The organism is Acaryochloris marina MBIC11017 (assembly GCF_000018105.1).
Lineage (GTDB): Bacteria > Cyanobacteriota > Cyanobacteriia > Thermosynechococcales > Thermosynechococcaceae > Acaryochloris > Acaryochloris marina.
The window spans coordinates 4,460,672-4,481,073 of the sequence record NC_009925.1 but is presented as its reverse complement, the minus strand read 5'-3'; the positions used below and the strand labels follow the sequence as shown (position 1 = coordinate 4,481,073).

The following is a 20,402-nucleotide window of genomic DNA, read 5'->3' as shown; positions in this document are numbered from 1 at the left end:
TTAAGCTGATTTATCCCTTCTGCCCCGTCACATCTTGTCAGGTTTCAATTGATAGACTAATGAAGCAAAGCCTTTTATCCGTCTTGACGAAAAAGAGCCTTCGCCTCCTGGCTGCGCTCTTCCTTGTCGTCACTAGCGTCTTTTCCTTACCCCAAGCTGCTCAGGCTTTTCCAATCTACGCTCAACAAGCCTACGATAGCCCTAGAGAAGCCAACGGTCGTATTGTTTGTGCTAACTGCCACCTTGCAGCTAAGCCCACCCAAGTAGAAGTCCCCCAGGCCGTCCTACCCGATACAGTGTTTGAGGCCGTTATCAAAATTCCTTATGACACGGATGCCCAGCAAGTCCTAGGTAGCGGTGACCTAGGTCCTCTAAATGTTGGTGCAGTTCTGATGCTGCCCGATGGCTTCCAAATTGCCCCCGATGATCGGATTCCTGAAAAGATGAAGGAAGAGATTAACGGCGTCTTTTACCAGAAGTACAAGCCTGATACGGATAATGTAATCGTCGTCGGCCCTCTATCGGGTGCTGACCACCAGGAAATTATCTTCCCCGTCCTTTCTCCTGACCCAGCAACAGATCCCAATATCCACTTTGGCAAATACTCTGTTCATGCAGGTGGTAACCGTGGGCGTGGTCAGATTTATCCCACAGGTGACAAGACGAACGTCAATGCCGTTACTTCTCCTGCTGCCGGTTTAGTCAGCAGCGTCAGTGAAAATTCCGTGACCATCACCACTAATGATGGTCAGACCGTCACTGAGTCGATTCCCGCTGGTTTAGAAGTTGTGGTCTCAGAAGGACAGGCTGTGGCTGATGGTGCCCCCCTCAGTTCTGACCCCAATGTGGGTGGTTTTGGTCAAAAAGATACCGAAATTGTGTTGCAGAGTGGCACTCGGATTAAGTGGTTGATGGTCTTCTTCTCAGCCATTATGATTTCTCAAACACTTCTGGTTCTAAAGAAGAAGCAAGTCGAGAAAGTCCAAGCTGCCGAAATGAACTTCTAACACATCACACGATTCATTTCTTTGAAATCAGCAGGATTTCCTTTCATTGGAAATCCTGCTTTTTTAGTGCGTGAAAGAGGAGAATCCCTGGCCCATAGTTCCTAGCCTTTGAGATTGGCTGCTCACTGGCACTTTAGATGCACTGGGAAGCCACGTTCAACGTCACCAGGCCAATACAAGCCCTTCGACTTTAGTAGAATTCCTGTTACTTCCGCTTAGTGGCACGATTCTACTGAACTTGAACGGTTGCAAGTGATGAATACAAAACGCTGGTGGTGGATTTCTTCAGGGACCTCAATTTTCTTTATCGTGCTGATTGGTCTGATGTGGTTTCGGATTGATCATTCGTATCAGCCCAACTTAGAGCAGCTTGCAAAGGAAGGCGAGATTATTCCCCACCTAAAAAAGCGTGGGGTATCCCTCAAAGAATCTGATGCGATTCCAACAGGGGTCTTTTTACAGTCTCTCAAGTTCAACAATGCTACTGAAGTAAATATCACAGGCTATATTTGGCAGAAGTATAATAAATCAGTCTTTGCCGATATTCCTGCCGACCAGGACGTGCCGGTTGGGTTTATATTGCCAGAAGCCGTTGATTCGGGTGAGAATCTAGAACCCCAACAAGCCTATCGACGTGACATTAATGATCAAGAAGAGGTGATTGGTTGGTATTTTGAATCAACCTTAAAGCAGCGCTTTAACTATCAAAAATACCCGCTAGACCACAAAACCGTTTGGATCCGAATTTGGGGTAAAGACTTTGGTCGAAGTAACGTCCTGGTTCCCGATCTCAAGGCTTATTCGTCCACTCAACCTGGAGATGCCTTTGGATTTGATAAAAGTATTGTGCTGGGGGATTGGAAAGTCGAAGAGACATTTTTTGACTTCAAAACGCCCCGGTATGATATGGATTTTGGCTTGGACAAACCCTTGCCAGAAACACCAGAACTCTATTTCAATATTGTGCTTAGACGAGAATTTTTAGGGGCCTTTATTGTCAACTTAGTTCCACTGCTGATTTCAGCCATTTTATTGTTTGCGACATTGCTGACTATCACTGCTAGGGAAGGGCAAGCAGATATTTTTGGCTTCAATACCTCTGGAGTGTTGGGGGTATGTTCAGCATTATTCTTCGTTGTGCTGATTGCCCATATTCAGATTCGGCAAGAGTTTCCAGGATCTGGAATTATTTATATAGAGTATTTCTATCTGGCCATGTATACGGCTTTACTCGGGGTGGCAGTGGATGCCTACTTATTTACTCATGATAAGTATTCCAGCCAGTTCAAGTTCATTTCCTATGAAGACAACATCATTCCCAAACTGATTTTTTGGCCGACGTTATTAGGGGCTTCAACTTTTTATTCATTTCTAATTTTGAAGCCCTTTCATCCCTATGAAACCTATGTACCTGAGTTAAAGGCAACCCACATTCTGCCACCATCAGATCGACCTGTAGTCAAATTAGATCATTCTGATACCCAGGCTGTTGAGTTTACACCTGAGCATGCTTCAAAGGTCACAGTGGCTTCTAGTAGGCAACCAAAGGGACAGAGTTTTTACCAATTTTCTAGAGACTGACCCTTAATCAATTTCCTGCTGTGGTCTCTGGCTCTCTTACCCTTGCTAGGGAAAGAGAGCCAGAGACTGGACTATACCCGCAACTCACCTGTTTCTTGCAGAGTATGGAGCCGATGGTAAATGCCGCCCTGGTGCAGCAGTTGATCATGGTTTCCCACCTCTGCAATCCGGCCTTGATCAAGAACAACAATTTGATCTGCCTCCCGGACGGTGCTCAGGCGGTGGGCGATAATGATTAGCGTTCGCGTTCCGAGAAGAGAACGCATGGCGAGTTGAATCGTGCGTTCCGACTCATAGTCAAGGCTAGAGGTTGCCTCATCAAAAACCAGAACATCTGGATTGACAATCAAGGCCCGAGCAATACCCAGGCGCTGGCGTTGCCCGCCTGATAGTCTAACCCCTCGCTCTCCCACAACAGTGGCATAGCCTTGAGGAAGCTGGTGGACAAACTCCTCTACCTTGGCAATGGCACAGGCAGATTGAACTTGCTCAAAACTGACGGTGGGATTCCCATAGATGAGATTTTCGAGAATGGTGCCGTTAAAGATATCAACATCTTGATGAACGATGGCTAATCGGCGGCGATATCGGCTCACATCCAGCGATCGGATATCTTGACCATCCATGAGGATCTGTCCTGCATGGGGTTCGAAATAGCGAAATAGGAGTTTGACTAAGGTGGATTTCCCCGAGCCTGAACGTCCAACCAGGGCAACGGTTTGGCGTGGCTTAATGGTCAGATTGATATCTTGTAGTATGGGTTGCTTTGGATCGTAGCCAAAGCTGACCTGTTGCAATTCCAGATGGCCAGAGAACCGATAGGGATTTTGGTGGACTGGCTCTTGACTGAGACTGGATGCATCCGCACCATCGGATTGCTGCATAAATTCATGGAGTCGCAACATGGAGGCATAGCGACGAGCAAAGATTTCGGCCACCATACTTAAGGGCTCAATTTCGGCATAGGCCATGCTGGAGATAGTCAGCGTGGTGACAAAGTGTCCCAGAGAAATATCGCCCCGGACTGTTGCAATCAGAGTCAGCGTCAAAACTCCAAACACACAAGCTTGTACTATGGTTCGTTGCCAGGTGGCAAGCTTGACATAGCCTTTGTGAATGCGGAAGAGAACCACCTGCATTTCACGATCAAGCCGCTGCTGCTGGCGTTCTAGTTCGGCAGCTTCTGTAGCAAATGCTTTGACGGTTTTGATATTGGTAATGATTTCTGAGGTGCGACTCTCGGTATTTTCGATATAGCGATCCAGGACTTCTTCTCGCTTGATCAGTAACCGTAAGTCCCACAGGCTAAAGGTGAAAATGACGATAAATGAGATCAGAAAAATGATGGCGATGGGCCACTCAATCAAACCAATGATGATGAAAATACCCAGAACTCGCATGAGCTTGGGAATGAACTGTCCAGCAATTTCGGGATAGGTCCAGGTGTGGTTTGTTACGCCCCTAGCGACCCGGCCTGCAATACGCCCAGGATTGTTTTCATCGTAGAAATCTAAGGGCAGAGTGAGGATTTTTTTGAGGACTTGTCGTGTGCGATCTCGTTTTGCCCTTAACGGTATCGCCCAATGAAACCAGCTACCAATCCAGGGTTGAATCGGAGCCCGCACCACCGTCACCACAAAGATGATACCGAGCAACGTCCACAAGGATAGGGAACGGTTGATGGGTAAACGGGTGATCGCTGAAATTTGAGCGATTAAGGCTTGCAGGGGGGCATCCAAAGGCTGTCTGGACAGCACGTTGAGGATTTGACCAATGGCGTAAGGAACCACCAGATCAATCACTTCAAACAGGCTGGCAGCGGCAATGCTGAGCAAAGAAATCCCCCAGTATTGCCGATAGTATCGGACAATATCTTTGTAGCTGGCCATGAGGTGGAAAACTTGACCTGCTGTGAAAATTTCTCTATTTGCAGGCTCCTATCGCATACTACATCATAATACAATTTTCTGCACAGATGTTTTACTGTTGTCTCTGGATAGGTTTCCAAGCCAATCGAAAAGTCACAGATATCACAACTAAGACCAGTCTGCTTACTGTATGGCCTTGATCTTTTTCAGGATATCTACCCGCTAATAAACTGGTTCAGCAACAAATTGGCTACGTGATTAGAAGTCACTTTAATCCCAAATAGCAATAGACCGAACGTGATGAGCTCAATAGCTCCTAACTTTTGAGGGCGACCCTGAGTTGGCGAAGGGATAGCTAAATGTAGGGAAATAGCAGTCGAGAATAAGGGAGTAAACATTGCTCCTCCTCAGTTGACCAATTAGTGAGAACGAATAAGTAGCATGGCTATTGATAATGAGGCAGGTTAAACCAGCGGTTAGTGTTGGCAGATAATTCGTTTAGGTGATCTGTATGTTTTGGGTGTGATACACAGTCGTTATGACAACGCCTTTGCTAAATCATACTCGTTATGAGTATGATTTAGCAAGTTTCGATTCGTTTCTCATGCTTGTAGAAGGTTGCCCAAAGCAAGTTTGATGGATGAATCAGTCTAGACAGTGGTATCAACCCCCTGAGGTATCGCGTTTCTTGAAATATCTAGACCAGTGTTAGGAGGATTTCGTTTATCCTGAAAAATGGGTCGAGTCGTTGTTTTAGGACGGGCTGTGACACATTAGTTCAGAGATCGAATTATGAAAAGAAGAGCCTTACTGAAGGTAGGAACAGTAGTTATGGGAACAACAGGGTTTTCGAGTTTTTTACCCAAGTGGTTATCTGGCAAGGCGATGGCTGCTGAAGTATTTGAAGTCACTAAAACAGAAGAAGAGTGGCGCCAAACTCTCACTCCTGAGCAGTTCCATGTTCTGCGAGAGAAAGGAACAGAACGTCCCCGGAGTAGCCTGTTAGATAAGGAATATGGCGAGGGGCTTTATCGTTGTTCAGGGTGTGATTTACCTCTGTTTACCTCTGCAACTAAGTTTGACAGCGGGACAGGCTGGCCCAGCTTTTATGCACCTATCAAAGGAGCGGTAGACACTTCAACGGATTATGTTCTGGTGTTGCCTCGTACTGAGGTTCACTGTCGTCGCTGTGGTGGACACTTAGGTCATGTTTTTAATGATGGGCCTAGGCCGACTGGAAAACGCTATTGTATGAACGGCGTATCTCTAAAGTTTGTGCCAGGGGAATCGACTTAAAATCTCAGATACTTTCAAATTCCTGAGAGAAAATTTAGAGCTACCATTCTTACGTGTGTCGATCCTTATAAATACTTTGTACGACTATCAAGTTTTCAGCACTTTTGAATCTAGGCAAGGTAAATTTCCTGTTGCTTGCAACTAAGAACAGGAATTATAGTCCAACCTTACGGATTGGAAGTGATACCAATTACCCAATTAAATGACCTGTATAGTTCATCGAAAGCATTGAAGATATGCCAATCATTGGAGTCAAACAGTCTATCTCCACACGAAATTGGTATGAAACATCTTCCATACCCCGCCTTTTTGCAGCGGGGTAGTTGATTTAGCTCTAGTGAACTTGAAACAGTCCTAGAGTTTAAAGTAGATACAATTTCACCGAAATCATAATGTAATTAACTTTGTTTTCTGCTCTTTGAATCTCGTATAGGATTCCCTGGGACATGAAAATAGTTATTACCTTCAGGAAAAGGTTCAGCAGATGCCCAAAGAAGCATACTTAGAACAATAGCTGGCAAAAAATCAGGAGTGTATTTTACAAAAAATAAAAACAATTCACTTTTGAAATACCAATGAAGTAAACACAAGGTTAAGGTAGTAACAGTATTTTCTTTATTAAGTCTATATTTTTTATTCATCTCTAGCCTTTCTTCATATATTTTTTCCAGGAATTTATTTTCATTTTTTGAAAGGTAAGAGACAATGTCAGACATCATTAAAAAGTCAGTATTTCTGACATATATGGCCATTGGCGATTTATCTTGATCGGAGCGTACCCCTAGTGATGATCCAATGATTTTGATTCTGAATTCTAGTTCTATTCTTATAGATATGAGCCAGAATCTAATATAGAATCCGGATATCCAGTAGCTAAAACCAAAGCCTGATAAGAGAAAAATAAGAGCTATCTCACGCGTAAAATCCTTCCAAGGACTATTGATATCTGGGAAGTGGATTTTTTCTGACAACGGAAGAATAAAAGATAAGTAAAGCGCTAAATTTAAGAAAGTTTTAAATATATCTTGTTTTGTTAATCTTTCTAGAAGAGAAATATTTGCGAAGGAAGACAGTTTTGGATTAGGCATTTTTCGTAGTAGAGCATTTACTAAGCTACAAGATTAAAACATTGAAAATTTTATATAGAATAGCGTCTAGGTATTCCAAGACTACCTTTGTGAATAAATAAGTGAATGGTTGAGCATTTAGGCATTATTAGTTAGCCCCTGCACAAAGCAGTCAGGACAGGGCATGATTGATATACGTATTAATCGAGTTGTTCCTTTAGATTTATGGTTGCGTCTCTTAGCGGTGCTCAAATCCGACAAACCTTTCTCGACTTCTATGCCGCCAAAGGCCACAAAATCCTGCCTAGCGCCTCCCTGGTGCCCGAAGATCCGACTGTCCTGCTGACGATTGCTGGGATGTTGCCCTTTAAGCCGATCTTCTTGGGCCAACGAGAAGCCGAAGTGCCCAGAGCCACCACCTCCCAAAAATGTATTCGCACCAACGATATTGAGAACGTGGGGCAAACCGCTCGACATCACACCTATTTTGAAATGTTGGGCAACTTTAGCTTTGGAGATTACTTCAAAGAACAAGCCATCGCTTGGGCTTGGGAACTCTCCACAGAAGTCTACAAGCTCCCTCCCGAACGCATCGTGCCTAGCGTATTTGAAGAAGATGACGAAGCCTTTGCCATTTGGCGGGACAAAATTGGTATCCCCGAACATCGGATTCAGCGAATGGGAGCCGAGGATAACTTTTGGGCTTCAGGGCCGACTGGCCCCTGTGGCCCTTGTTCGGAGTTGTATTACGACTTCTATCCCGAGAAAGGGGACGACAAAATTGATCTAGAGGATGACACCCGGTTTATTGAGTACTACAACCTGGTGTTTATGGAATACAACCGGGATAGTGACGGGAAGCTGGCCCCTCTCAAGAACAAGAATATTGATACGGGCTTGGGACTGGAGCGGATGGCCCAGATCCTGCAAGGGGTGCCTAATAACTATGAGACAGATCTGATCTTTCCGATTATTGAAACCGCTGCCAAAATTGCAGGTATTAAATATAAGAAGAGCAAGGCGAAGACCAAAACGTCCCTAAAAGTGGTGGGCGATCATGTGCGGTCCGTGGTGCAGATGATTGCCGATGGGATTACCGCCTCTAATGTGGGGCGGGGTTATGTGCTGCGACGGTTGATACGGCGAGTGGTCCGTCATGGTCAACTGATTGGCATTGACGGGGCCTTTATTACCCAAGTGGCGGAAACAGCCATCGCGTCTCTGGAAGTTGCTTATCCTGAGGTGCGAGAACGGGAAAAAATCATCAAAACAGAATTGGAGCGGGAAGAAGCGCAGTTCCTCAAGACTTTGAATCGGGGTGAAAAGCTGCTAGGCGAAATCATGGCGAAAAAGCCCAAGCAGATTTCAGGGAAAGACGCTTTTGACCTATATGACACCTATGGTTTTCCCCTAGAGTTGACCCAAGAAATTGCTGCAGAGCAAGGGCTAACGGTCGATGAAGACGGCTTTGCTAAAGCCATGAAAGAACAGCAAGATCGCGGTCGTAGTGCCCATAAGACCATTGATCTAACGGTACAAAGTGCGTTGGAACAATTAGCTGCCACCGTTCATCCCACAGACTTCCTGGGCTATACCGATTTCTCTGCAAAAGCTAAAGTGGCTGCTCTGCTGGTGAAGGGAGAAACCGTTGATCAAGCTTCGGCAGGTTCTGAGGTGCAAATTGCTCTGGATCAAACTCCTTTCTATGCCGAATCTGGGGGACAAATTGGTGACCGCGGCTATCTCAATGGCAAGGATGTGGTGGTGCGGATCGAAGATGTTCAGAAAGAATCGGACATCTTTATTCACTATGGTCGGATTGAGCGGGGCACTTTGGAAGTAGGCGATAAGCTAACAGCTCAGATTGACTTGGCTTGCCGTCGCCAAGTGCAAGCCCATCATACGGCTACTCACTTGTTGCAAGCGGCCTTGAAAAATATTGTCGATGAATCCATCGGCCAAGCCGGTTCCCTTGTGGCCTTTGATCGCTTGCGGTTTGACTTTAACTACAATCAGGCGGTCACCCCTGAACAGATTCAGGAAATTGAAACCCAAATCAATACCTGGATTGCTGAAGCCCATACCACTGAAACGGAAGTGATGCCCATTGCGGAGGCCAAGGCCAAAGGGGCTGTGGCTATGTTTGGCGAAAAATATGGGGCGGAAGTACGGGTTATGGATGTGCCGGGGGTGTCTATGGAACTCTGTGGCGGCACCCATGTGAAGAATACGTCGGAAATCGGCCTGTTCAAAATCGTGACGGAAGCAGGTGTGGCCTCAGGTGTGCGTCGGATTGAGGCTATTGCTGGCCCTGCTGTCCTAGAGTATCTAAATGTTCGGGATGCTGTGGTTCGGGATTTGAGCGATCGGTTTAAAGCGAAGCCGGAAGAACTGCCAGAGCGAATCACGACACTACAAGCGGACCTAAAAACGGCTCAAAAACAATTGGATACCCTAAAAGCGCAGTTAGCGTTAGTTAAATCTGAACAGCTTCTAGACCAAGCGGAACCAGCGGGCGAGGTTAAAGTTTTGGTGTCTCAACTGGAAGGGGTTGATTCCGAATCCTTGAAAACGGCTGCAGGAAGGCTACTTCAAAAACTGGGTGAAGGTGCGGTGGTTCTGGGGTCTGTACCTGCGGAAGGCAAGGTGAGTTTGGTGGCAGCATTTAGTCCGAAGGTGATTGAACAGGGCCTGCAGGCTGGGAAGTTTGTGGGTGCGATCGCAAAACAATGCGGCGGCGGCGGCGGCGGTCGTCCCAACTTAGCTCAAGCAGGCGGACGGGATCCAAGTAAATTAGCAGATGCTTTGGATGATGCTCAGAAGCAGCTTTTAGCTCAATTGAAATAAGAGGAAAACTGACCATCGAATCAGTTTGTCGCTTCAGGTGCCCTATTCCCATGCCCACCTGCGCATGGGGATGGTGCCTGAGATTGCTCTTGTTGACCATCTCTCAAAGCTCGTGTGCCGGAACAGAGAGAAGCCCTTAGAGCTGTTTTGTTCTGATTGGCGAACACCTGAAAGCGCTCTCCGAGTTGAAAATTAATCCCACAGGCCGCACTATTAGACGCACTCTCAACCGTCACTTGTTCAGATACAGATCCTTTGTGATCTGATTCCACTTCAAAAGTCCATTGCACCCAGGTACGACCACCAAACGGCTGAGTCTCAATGGCCTTCATCTTCCGATCAATTACTCGCCCTGTAAACACTACATCCGCCTGTTCCATCTGCTCTTCTGGTGTACTTTGCATACAGCTACAGGCCCAAGCAGCTTGAGGTTGAAGGAATGGGATGAGGCCGATGGGGGTGAGAAAACAAGCCAGCAGAGTTTTTCTGAACATGGGGTACGTCCTGGACTCTATCCGTCAGTAACCGGGAGGCTCGCCAGATCCATAGCAGAGGGTCCCTACCCTTTTTGACCAGAATGAACAACAGGTGTTCCATGGGCACGCTTGAGTGACCGAGGAACTTGGATGACCATGACAATGGCCCGGCTGCCCATAAATAGAGCTAGCGCTAACCAGAGCAAGTGAACTTGCTGCCAATACCATGACGCTATTGCTAGAGGAAGGAACCCAAACAATGTGGCGATTAATACAGAATGGCGAAGGTGTTGGCCCGCTGTTAAGCCTAGAAAATAACCATCTAACAAATACGCAATCGCACCGAAACCCAATACAGGCAGAAGCCAAACCACATACTGATTGACCTGGGCCAAAACTTCTGGATGATGGGTGAGCAGACTAAATAGCGGTTGAGGGAATAGATAGAACGCTAAGGCGAAACCAACCCCTAAGCCAACGCTGGTAAAACCTGATAAGGTCAGCAGCTGCCGCAAACGCTGAGGTTGATTTTGCTGGCTCAGAACCCCCGTTACACTTTCCATCGCAAACGCGATGCCATCGATAAAGTAGGATGCAAGGGTGACCACCTGTAACAGCAAGGTATTGGTTGATAAGACATCTGTACCTAGGTCAGAACTTAAGTTGGTAAATACGGCAAACGTAGAAATCAGGGCAAAGGTTCGTACTAAGATGTCTCGATTGAAGGTCAATGTTTGCCGAAGCGCTGTTCCTTGAAGCACTTGGGGCCAGACCGTTTGGAGTTGAGGCCAGGAGATATCTCTACCTATCAAGGCTAATCCTACCCCCAGCATTAGATATTGGCTCAGAGCTGTAGCAGCACCGGCTCCGGTACTTTGCCATCCCCACTGAACAATAAAGAGGTAATTGAAGCCGACATTCGTAAAATTATTGACTCCAGACAGCAGCAAGACCTTTCGACTTTGGGCTCGCCCTAAGTACCATCCCACCACGACAAAATTGAGCAATGTTGCGGGTGCTCCCCAAATCAGAGCGTCAAAGTAGTCCATACCGGCCGCTTTGACTGCTGGCATGGCGCTCAGCAGACTAAATCCCAACGCTTTAATCGGCCATTGCAAGAGTAGAATACCCAGCCCTAACCCTACAGCGACTACCCCATTACGAAGGCCCACTAGCAGCATTGCGTCGGAGTCATTTCTTCCCAAGGCCTGAGCTGTCATACCCGTGGTTCCCATTCTTAGAAAGCCAAAGGTCCAATAGAGATAGTTAAACAGCACCGTGGCCAGGGCAACGCCAGCTAAATACCACAACTGATCGAGATGCCCCAAAAAAGCAACATCAAACAGTCCTGCCAGGGGCACCATCAAGTTAGCAAGGACGTTGATGATAGCTAGCCGAAAAAAAGACTTGAGATCATGATTGATGGGAGTGGACGAGGCCATGGCAGGGGCGAAAGGTGCTGAATCAGCGAATGTTTTGACTAGCTGGTAAATCTGGCTTTGTAAACCACCAAGCCCATGCAATTAAGACTCCTTGGAGTGGAAGCCTTAACCAATAGGCCACCAAATTATGGGGCAGTCCATCGATGACTAGGTCGTTGACTGCCATATTGATATTGGCTGGGAATACAGCAATAAATAGGAGAATAAGCCCCCAAGCAGCGGCTCGACTGACTCGGGGAATGAGTAATCCGATACCCCCTAGAATCTCAAAGAAACCGCTAATGTAAACTAACTCCAAGGGATAAGGCAGAAAGGTGGGCATCATTTGGACAAAAGGATGGGGCGTCAGCCAATGAAAGGTGCCCGCTGTCATCATTCCTAAGGCTAGAAACCATCGAGCTATTGTTTTGTTCATGCTATGGTTCAACTGAGATTTTAAGCTTGCTCTTCAACCGTATATCTATCCTTTCGGAGAAAGCACATTTCCATGCCAACATCCTCGACATTTGTCAGTTCAGTATTGGAACGCCTCAACCATCTGGCCCCCGTTTCTGCTCGACCTATGTTTGGAGGACATGGTCTATACGTGGAAGGGGTGATGTTTGCCTTGATTGCAGATGAACGGATTTATCTCAAAGCGGATGGAGAAAATCAACCATTTTTTGTTGAAGCAGGTAGCAGACCATTTATCTACGATCGTAAAGAGAAGCCTATGGTGATGTCCTACTATCTCTTGCCAATCGACATTTACGAGAATTTAGATGAACTGAAGGTGTGGTTGGACTCTGCCGTAGAAGCTGCTCTTCGCAATCAAGCGAAGAAGAAGCCTAAATCTAAATTGGCTAAGTAATGCTGTCAGAGCACCACATCTAGATTGATGATGAACTGCTACTCAGAGCATTTTTTTATCGCTGTATTGATCAGTGGCATTCGGCATCTTTATAAAGGATATATTATCTAGAGCCCCACAATAGATGGGACTGAATTTCTGTGATCTAGGCGACAAATGATCAATATTGAGAAGGCTAGATCAGCTATTACTTCGGCCAATTAGAGATGAATGGTAGTTGGGCTAAATTGAAGGGTCAGACTGGTTATCTCGAGACTGAATCTCTTAAATTGTGGCCTGGATAACTGAATATTCTGGTGGGAATCAATGTGAGTTAATCTATGACGTTGTAATAAAAATACTTTGGTTGCAGTATAACTTTTATTGTTAAGTTATACAAAACGACAACGTAAATTATACCGATACTTGCTGTTCTCAAACACGATCTCAAACTAGGTATTGCCATACTAAGTGCGAGGAGAAAGCTTACCTCGTCCTGCTCTATATACCAGGAACCTATAGCCCTAGTCTTTCATTCTCTAGGTAGTCAGCAATCTATCTTTTAAGCAACTGGCTGACCCAAATTATAGAGAAAATAAATCGTGACAATTTTGCAATTTTGTGGTTGCTCAATTAACGATAAATCATCACCAATCTTCTCGGGAAATTCATTCTTTCTATATAAAATAATCGAGTTTGGGGGATCTATGTTAGGCCCATTAACTCATGATTAAGCTTACTTTTCCTTGAAGTTTGGCAATAGAGCAGAGCATTCAAAAAGTCAGCTTTCTTCTTCTGAGTAATACCAATTCCATATATGTGTGACTTGTATTATGGGAGTAGCGCGTTGCTGATACTTATCCCTCATGCCCAGACCCTTACGAATTGATATCTGTGAAAGTGAAGACACACTCAAACGTTTATTACGTCAACAATCCTCCGGTCGTCGCAAAGAACGCTTGCAAGCCCTCTACTGGCTCAAAAGTGGTCAAGTCACCACTCGCATGGAGTTGGCAACCCTGACCGGACGAGGGGAATCCACGGTGTATCGCTGGATCAAACTCTATAAATCAGGGGGATTACAGGCAATGCTGGAGATTCCTACCTCTCCTGGGAAGCCCCCCATGATTGGTGGAGAGGTCCTCGAAAAGCTGAAAGCTCGTCTAGCTGACCCCAGGGGCTTTGAGAGCTACGGGGCGATTCAACAATGGCTTTTAGATGAGTGTGGATTAGACGTACCCTACAAAACGGTTCATCAAACCGTGCATTATCGGCTCAAAGCCAAGCTCAAAGTTCCTCGACCTCGCTCACGCAAGACAGAGGAAGCTCAACAACAAGCCTATTAAAAAACTTCCTCGTGTGATTGAGGTAATGACCCGCTATTTTGCCCAAGGACACCCAGTGCGCTACTGGTGCATGGATGAAAGCCGCTGGGGACTCAAGACACTCACGGGTCGGGTTCTAACGTTGCGGGGTGTCAAACCTGTGGTGACGGTACAGTGGCCCCGAGAGGCTTTCTGGCTCTATGGCGCTGTCGAACCTCTCACAGGAGACAGTTTCTTCTATCGGTTTTCTCATCTCGATAGTGTTTGTTTTGAGCGCTTCCTGGAGCAATTCAGCTTGGCGTTTCCCCAGAGTCTCAATCTGATGCAAATAGATCAAGCCGCAGCCCATATGGCGACTTGGGTTCGATGGCCTGAGAATGTGTTGCCGATTGTACAGCCGTCTCATAGTCCAGAACTCAATCCGGCAGAGCGATTATGGCAGGACCTAAGAAAGCCTTTCAAAGGCAAAAACTTTGATTCTATTGGGGCACTGGAGACCGCTTTATTTGAGCATATCAATACCCTCTCCCAGAAGGTGGTGGCTTCTCTAACGGGATATTCTTATATCTTGGATGCTTTGACTATAAAGGTCACTCAATAAGTGAATTGGTATAAGACCCATGAAACTCTAAACGACAAGACACTATATGGCTGGCAATCACAACTCAAATCCCCTGTCCAAAAACCTTTTAGGTACTTCTTCTCAAGTTGATAGTAATGCAGGGGTAATCGGGCTTTCAGGTACAGGGACGCCTTCTACACCACAATCCATCTCCACTTCCACCTCCCAACCTCAAGCCCTGATGGCTAGTTCCGCTGCGTCCCTCAGTGCGACAGCAACTGCCACCATGCCTCAAATGGCTATGGCCTCAGTGAATCATGGTTCCCAGCATTCAGGAATGACTATGGCCTCAGGATCTGGCCATGGTGCTCATCCCCATGATCCAGCTAAGCAGATGACTCATAGCGCTTTACTGGATTTGGTCCCGCATTCACAAGCCACCCATATTGCTATCAAAAATGGATCTTGGTTTGATCCCACTACCTGGCAAGGGGGGCAAATTCCAACCGATGATGCCCATGTTTTGATTAAAGAAGGCATCTCAGTTACCTACGACAGTGTGAGTGATACTCGCTTAGAGACCTTACGGGTCGATGGTTCCTTGCAATTTGCCCATAACGTAGATACCAAGCTATTGGTGGATACCTTTGTGGTCGCACCCTCGGGTGAGCTGATGATTGGCTCAGAAAGCAATCCCGTTCAAGCCAGTGTTAAGACTCAAATTATCTTTACTGCAGATGGTGCTATTGATCAGTCATGGGATTCAACCTTACTTAGTCGAGGACTGATCAGCCATGGCAAAGCGAGGATCTATGGTGCTGAGAAGACCGACTTCCTGGCACTTCAAGGGGAAGTGAGTGCAGGCGATAATGTTTTGGTGCTCAAGAGTGTGCCGAAAGGCTGGCAGGTTGGCGATCAGATTGTGTTAGGGGGCACCAATTATCGTTACGGTCAATCGGATGCAGATAATTCTCGATTTCAGGATGAAGAGTTAACCATCACTCGTATCGATGGGAATCGAGTGTATTTCACCAATAACGACATCACGGCTGGCGACAATACCGTACTTCGGTTTGACCATCAGTTTCCTGATATTGCCGAACAAGGACAGCTCAAACTGTATGTGGCCAATACGACCCGGAACGTTACGTTCGAGACTGAGAATGCGGCTACCGTGCCGACCCAGCAACGGGCTCACGTTATGTTTATGCATAATCCTGATGTTGTGGTTACCAATGCAGGTTTCTACAACTTAGGACGTTCAGATAAGAGCAAAGTGGTTGATGATCCTGGAACTAACGTAGATGGTTCATCAGGTGGGGGAAGCAATCGTCGTGGACGATATGGCCTACATTTTCATCGCACAGGTGCAGATGATATCACTGGTATTCCGGCTATAGCTCGTGGCAATGCTGTCGTCGGGACTCCTGGCTGGGGAATTGTCCACCATGATAGTCATGCTGTACTGGAAGACAATGTGGTATTCGATGTCGTGGGGGCTGGTATAGTCGCTGAATCCGGTAATGAAATCGGAGCCTGGCGCAATAATCTCACGCTTAAAACCACTGGAGCAGACTGGCGAACCCTTGGTCAAACCGTAAAAACGCGGGAGCGATTATTTGACTTTGGATTCAGAGGTGAAGGCTTTTGGGTGCAAGGTTCAGCTCAAGTGGCCATGACCGACAATATTGCGATTAGTGCCAATGATGCGGGTATATCTATACTTTGGCGATACATTGCGACCTGACCAGGATTTTCGAGATAAAGGTACGATCTCAGTGGCTTTATTGCCGCCAGCGATTCGAGCGTTGGTTGCTCCATCAGGGCAAACTGAAGTTGATTTAACGGATATTCCTCTGCGGCAGCTGACCGGTTTCCAAAGCTACAATACCCGAGATGGCATTAACCTATGGGCCCATAAGACCAATTTTGATGGACAGCTTTCGTTAGATAGTCCTTCCCCTCGAACGGCTCATAATTTACGCTCCACCATTGATGACTTTATAAGTATGGGGAGTTCGGGGCACAGGGGTGAAAGTTCAGTACAGCTCCTACACGGATATCAAAAATGGCTTGATCATCGGTAATCCTGATCAACCCCGTGGTAGAGGAATTTTTGAGAACCACGCCTCTTTTAATATCAACTTCAATAAGCTGCGAGTCAAAGGGTTTAATGAGGGGTTCAAAATTGAATTTCCCAATCACCACCAAGACTTTATTGCATCCTCCCTCAACAATAGCTATTTCAGTCGGAATAAATACAATATCTCGGCTATAGGCGGAGCACCCCTTGGTAATGGTACTCGCCCAGATGATTTTCCCAAAAATTTAAAAATCAACAACACTCGTTTTATTGGTGCAGGTAATAATGCTTTGCCTGTGGCTTTATTCAATAGCAAGACCATCGGTGGTTTAGCATTGGCGTTTGATGCTGGTGCATCCTACGATACTGACCCCTTAAAGCCTGATGGTCAGGGACTCACCAGGGCTTTAGCGAGTAATGCGATTGCAGCCTACGGTTGGGATTTCAATAATGATGGCAAAATCGATAAATTTGGGCGGCAAGTCAGCCATCAGTTTAGTCAAGCCGTTACCCTGACAGTGTGGGATAACCAGGGGGCCACTCATACCCTTACGAAAACCTTCAATGTTCAGAGGGCAAACTACCTCAACCCTTTTCAGAACAATGATTTTCGCTCAGGAACTGCATTTGGTGCTGCCTATCGAGGGAATAGTGCAGGTGCTGATTTAAGCTGGTTAGCCACTCCTGGTGTTCGACGAAATGCCTCAATCGGGAACGGTGCAGCAGTGCTATCGTCTCCCAATCACTATGGAACAGGGCTCGCTCAAGTCATATATGACCAACACATCCGCCGAGGAATGCAAACGCTGGGGCTGAAGCTCAAGAATACTGAAGAAAGCGGGAAACTCAACAATGATATTGACATTACCCTCTGGGGGGTTAATGGTCAGTTTGAAAATAGCCTGTATTTAACCTCTGGCCCACAACGAGCAGGGACGTTGCCCATGCAACGGGTGAAGCTGGCGGACGTTACCCTCGGTGGTACTAATTTTGATTGGCAATCGTTTCGCTGGAATGTTGATCTCAAGCAGGGATATGACTTTCTACTGTTTCAAGTGAATACCCGAGGAACGAAAGATCAGGGAGACTTTGTAGGGCTGGATGATGTGAGGTTGTTTGGCAACGGGATATCCACACCAACGCCTTCTCCCATTCCCAGTGGAGATAACCACTTTTTCCTTGATGGCACGGATGCTAATAACTGGATGCGAGGAAGCGATCGCAACCAGTATATGGAAGGACGGGGTGGGAATGACACGCTTCGTGGTGCAGGTGGCAACGACAGCCTTTATGGTGGCACCGGTAATGATCACTTGCATGGCGAGGTCGGTAACGATGATCTGTATGGGGGAGATGGCAACGACTTACTCGATGGTGGCACTGGCGATGACAAGTTCAATGGCGGCAACGATAATGACACCCTCGTTGGACAGGATGGCAATGACAACCTCAATGGCGGTGCTGGTCTTGATGTCTTATATGGTGGGGATGGCGATGACACCCTCAATGGCGGTGCAGGAAATGATTCCCTCTGGGGCAGTTCAGGTAACGACAGACTCTATGGTTTAGAAGGCGATGATCGCTTAGACGGAGCCCTAGGTGACGATAACCTAAATGGTGGTGAAGGTAACGATACCCTTGCAGGAGGTGAAGGTAACGATACCCTCTATGGAGACATTGGCCAAGATCGACTCCTCGGCGCGGATGGCAATGATACGCTCAATGGTGCCGCGGGGGATGATGAGCTGCGAGGGGATGGAGGGGACGATTCTCTCTACGGAGATGTTGGCAATGATTCTCTTTATGGTGGCTCTGGAAGTGACACCTTGAGTGGGGGTAATGATGCTGATTCGTTGATGGGGGGGAATGGCAATGATCACCTCAATGGTGGTGATGGTCAAGATCAACTTTTTGGTAATAGCGGTGACGATACTTTATTTGGTGGGCGTGGTGATGATCAACTACTCAGTTCCTGGGGTAATGATACGCTTTACGGTGCTTTAGGAAATGACACTCTAGAAGGCGACTACGGTGAAGATAGCCTATATGGTTATGAAGGAGATGACCTTATTCGAGGTGGAATGGGGCGAGACCGGCTATATGGCGAGGCCGGGAATGATGCCCTTTGGGGAGGTAGTGGGGATGATTACTTAGCCGGTGGCCTTGGTAATGACAGTCATTGGGGTGAAGATGGCAATGACCAAATTTGGGCCGCTGCTGGTAACGATCTTATCTATGGTGGAAAGGGACAAGATTCCCTCGGTGGTGGCGCAGGTAATGATTCCCTCCATGGTGGGGATGGTAATGATCTGCTCTCTTCCCAAGACGGGAATGACTGGCTAATGGGTGATGCTGGCAACGATACCCTCAGAGGTGAAGGGGGTAACGATACCCTAACTGGAGGCCGAGGTAATGATTCCGTTGAGGGGGGGCATGGCAATGACTTGCTAATGGGGGTTGATGCAACCCAGACCCAAGCCGGTCGAGGTGAGCAAGACATCCTCACGGCCTGGACTGGTATCAATACCTTTGTATTGGGAGATGCCAGTCAAGCATTCTACAATGATGGCCAAAATAATACATTAGGGGCTGAAGATTATGCCCTGTCAAAGGATTCAAGCAATCTCGTGGGGATAAAATTCAACTCCACGGACAAGCCACTGACTATCGGTTGGGGGCAGCTCCGGCGGGTATGCAATCAGGAACAGCCATTTTCTTAAATACCCCAGGAACAACGGATGAACTGGTTGCGATTGTGGCCTATAACAATAACTTGACCTTAAACAGTAGTGCTCGACCACACTGAATTGGATAGGTAAGCTAGCAACAATCTAGCTGTTTTTAGCCAACTAATCATGCCTGACAAATATATTGTGACGCTAACGCCTGAAGAACGCAGTGAGCTGATACAACTCACCCGACGTAGAACCCTGTCAGCGCGAAAAATGAAACGAGCCCAGATTTTGATGTTGGCAGATGAGGGACACAAAGACGATACCATTACTCAAATGCTCAATGCAGGCATCTCTACCGTGCATCGTACTCGCCAGAAATTTGTTGAAGGTGGTGTGGAATTTGCCCTCAATGAGCGTCCCAGACCAGGAGGGCAAAAGAAGCTCGATAGCAAAGCAGAGGCCTTGCTAATTGCGACAGCTTGTAGCGACCCACCAACCGGTTGTTGCCGGTGGACCATGCAGCTATTGGCAGAACGGCTGGTTGAACTTAAAGTCGTCGAAAGCCTATCGGATGAAACTGTGCGACGTACGCTCGAAAAAAACAGCTTAAGCCTTGGCTAAAAGAGCAGTGGTGTTTTTCTACTGTAGGCGCAGACTTTGTTTGGCGGATGGAGAACGTTCTAGATTGGTATGCCCAACCCTACGATCCTGATGAGCCTGTTGTTTGTTTTGATGAACGGCCTTGCCAACTGATTGGCGAAACCCGGGTGCCCCGTCCACCGAAGCCCGGTCGTCCTCAACGCTACGACCATGAATATGAGCGGAAGGGCACTTGTAATATATTTGGCTTTTTTCAACCGCTCAAAAGTTGGCGACATTTGAAGGTGACTGAGCATCGCAAAAGCGAAGATTTTGCACTTTGCATGCAATATCTAGTGGATGGTCTGTTTCCCCAGGCTGACAAGCTACATGTTGTTTTGGACAATCTCAATACCCATTCTCCCGCAGCACTTTACAAAACCTTCAATCCAGATGAAGCCTTGCGGATTCTCAAGCGTATTCAGTTTCACTACACCCCAAAACATGGCAGTTGGCTCAATATGATTGAGTTTGAGTTCTCTGCCCTTTCGAGGCAATGCTTAAATCGGCGGATTCCTGATATTGAACAACTCCGGTACGAGGTCACTGCATGGGAAAAAAGGCGGAACCATGATAAGGCAACGGTTAATTGGTTGTTTACGGTGGATGATGCACGAACTAAACTCAGCCGACTCTATCCCCAAACTATCCTGTCATAATCACTGTGGCGAAGCAGTAGTGCCTTCACCTTTGTCTGACATGTTT

General features: G+C 46.9%; 15 protein-coding genes. 10 read left to right on the top strand and 5 right to left on the bottom strand.

Features of this window, described 5'->3' with window-relative positions; translation table 11 throughout:
• Positions 1 to 59: 59 nt before the first annotated feature.
• A complete protein-coding gene (petA, locus tag AM1_RS20160; protein ID WP_012164744.1) occupies positions 60 to 1,007 on the top strand; it encodes a cytochrome f in 948 nt (315 codons plus the stop codon).
• 255 nt (positions 1,008 to 1,262) lie between these two features.
• Entirely contained in the window at positions 1,263 to 2,588 is a 1,326-nt protein-coding gene (locus tag AM1_RS20155; protein ID WP_012164743.1) for a hypothetical protein, read from the top strand.
• 71 nt (positions 2,589 to 2,659) lie between these two features.
• Here the strand turns inward: AM1_RS20155 and AM1_RS20150 are convergent, their stop codons facing one another.
• Positions 2,660 to 4,477: an ABC transporter ATP-binding protein gene (locus tag AM1_RS20150; RefSeq protein ID WP_012164742.1), complete on the bottom strand. Its 1,818-nt coding sequence runs from the start codon at positions 4,475 to 4,477 to the stop codon at positions 2,660 to 2,662.
• 771 nt (positions 4,478 to 5,248) lie between these two features.
• Here AM1_RS20150 and msrB point away from each other — a divergent pair.
• Positions 5,249 to 5,752: a peptide-methionine (R)-S-oxide reductase MsrB gene (gene msrB, locus AM1_RS20140; RefSeq protein ID WP_012164741.1), complete on the top strand. Its 504-nt coding sequence runs from the start codon at positions 5,249 to 5,251 to the stop codon at positions 5,750 to 5,752.
• 398 nt (positions 5,753 to 6,150) lie between these two features.
• Here msrB and AM1_RS20135 read toward each other — a convergent pair whose 3' ends face one another.
• Positions 6,151 to 6,840: a hypothetical protein gene (locus tag AM1_RS20135; RefSeq protein WP_012164740.1), complete on the bottom strand. Its 690-nt coding sequence runs from the start codon at positions 6,838 to 6,840 to the stop codon at positions 6,151 to 6,153.
• Positions 6,841 to 7,044: 204 nt separating this feature from the next.
• On the opposite strand from AM1_RS20135, the gene alaS reads away from it, so the two are divergent.
• Entirely contained in the window at positions 7,045 to 9,666 is a 2,622-nt protein-coding gene (alaS, locus tag AM1_RS20130) for an alanine--tRNA ligase (protein WP_012164739.1), read from the top strand.
• A 20-nt stretch (positions 9,667 to 9,686) separates the two neighbouring features.
• On the opposite strand, the gene AM1_RS20125 is transcribed toward alaS, so the two are convergent.
• The 3 genes from AM1_RS20125 to AM1_RS20115 form a co-directional block, all read right to left on the bottom strand.
• Positions 9,687 to 10,160, bottom strand: coding sequence for a hypothetical protein (locus AM1_RS20125; protein ID WP_012164738.1), 474 nt, complete (start codon positions 10,158 to 10,160; stop codon positions 9,687 to 9,689).
• 65 nt (positions 10,161 to 10,225) lie between these two features.
• Positions 10,226 to 11,584 (bottom strand): guanitoxin biosynthesis MATE family efflux transporter GntT, encoded by a 1,359-nt coding sequence (gene gntT / locus AM1_RS20120; RefSeq protein WP_012164737.1) that lies wholly within the window; start codon positions 11,582 to 11,584, stop codon positions 10,226 to 10,228.
• 22 nt (positions 11,585 to 11,606) lie between these two features.
• Positions 11,607 to 11,999: a DoxX family protein gene (locus AM1_RS20115; protein WP_012164736.1), complete on the bottom strand. Its 393-nt coding sequence runs from the start codon at positions 11,997 to 11,999 to the stop codon at positions 11,607 to 11,609.
• Between the two features lie 72 nt (positions 12,000 to 12,071).
• On the opposite strand from AM1_RS20115, the gene AM1_RS20110 reads away from it, so the two are divergent.
• The 6 genes from AM1_RS20110 to AM1_RS39895 all read left to right on the top strand — a co-directional run bounded on the left by AM1_RS20110 (position 12,072) and on the right by AM1_RS39895 (position 20,356).
• Positions 12,072 to 12,434, top strand: a complete 363-nt coding sequence (locus AM1_RS20110; RefSeq protein WP_012164735.1) for a TfoX/Sxy family protein — start codon at positions 12,072 to 12,074, stop codon at positions 12,432 to 12,434.
• Positions 12,435 to 13,279: 845 nt separating this feature from the next.
• Positions 13,280 to 14,339, top strand: a protein-coding gene (locus AM1_RS39900) for an IS630-like element ISAcma28 family transposase (protein ID WP_076611764.1) whose coding sequence is annotated in 2 segments (ribosomal slippage) — positions 13,280 to 13,756 and positions 13,758 to 14,339 — 1,059 coding nt in all. Because the reading frame shifts where the segments join, the coding sequence is not laid out codon by codon here.
• Positions 14,340 to 14,385: 46 nt separating this feature from the next.
• Complete coding sequence (locus tag AM1_RS20095; RefSeq protein ID WP_012164734.1) at positions 14,386 to 16,047, top strand: G8 domain-containing protein; 1,662 nt, start codon at positions 14,386 to 14,388, stop codon at positions 16,045 to 16,047.
• Complete coding sequence (locus AM1_RS20090; RefSeq protein WP_012164733.1) at positions 16,004 to 16,387, top strand: hypothetical protein; 384 nt, start codon at positions 16,004 to 16,006, stop codon at positions 16,385 to 16,387. The genes AM1_RS20095 and AM1_RS20090 overlap by 44 nt, the downstream gene beginning before the upstream one ends.
• On the top strand, positions 16,332 to 19,103 hold the full coding sequence (locus tag AM1_RS37675) for a hypothetical protein (protein WP_148215784.1): 2,772 nt from the start codon (positions 16,332 to 16,334) through the stop codon (positions 19,101 to 19,103). The genes AM1_RS20090 and AM1_RS37675 overlap by 56 nt, the downstream gene beginning before the upstream one ends.
• A gap of 135 nt (positions 19,104 to 19,238) precedes the next feature.
• Positions 19,239 to 20,356, top strand: a protein-coding gene (locus AM1_RS39895; protein ID WP_148215677.1) for an IS630-like element ISAcma30 family transposase whose coding sequence is annotated in 2 segments (ribosomal slippage) — positions 19,239 to 19,653 and positions 19,653 to 20,356 — 1,119 coding nt in all. Because the reading frame shifts where the segments join, the coding sequence is not laid out codon by codon here.
• Positions 20,357 to 20,402: the final 46 nt, after the last annotated feature.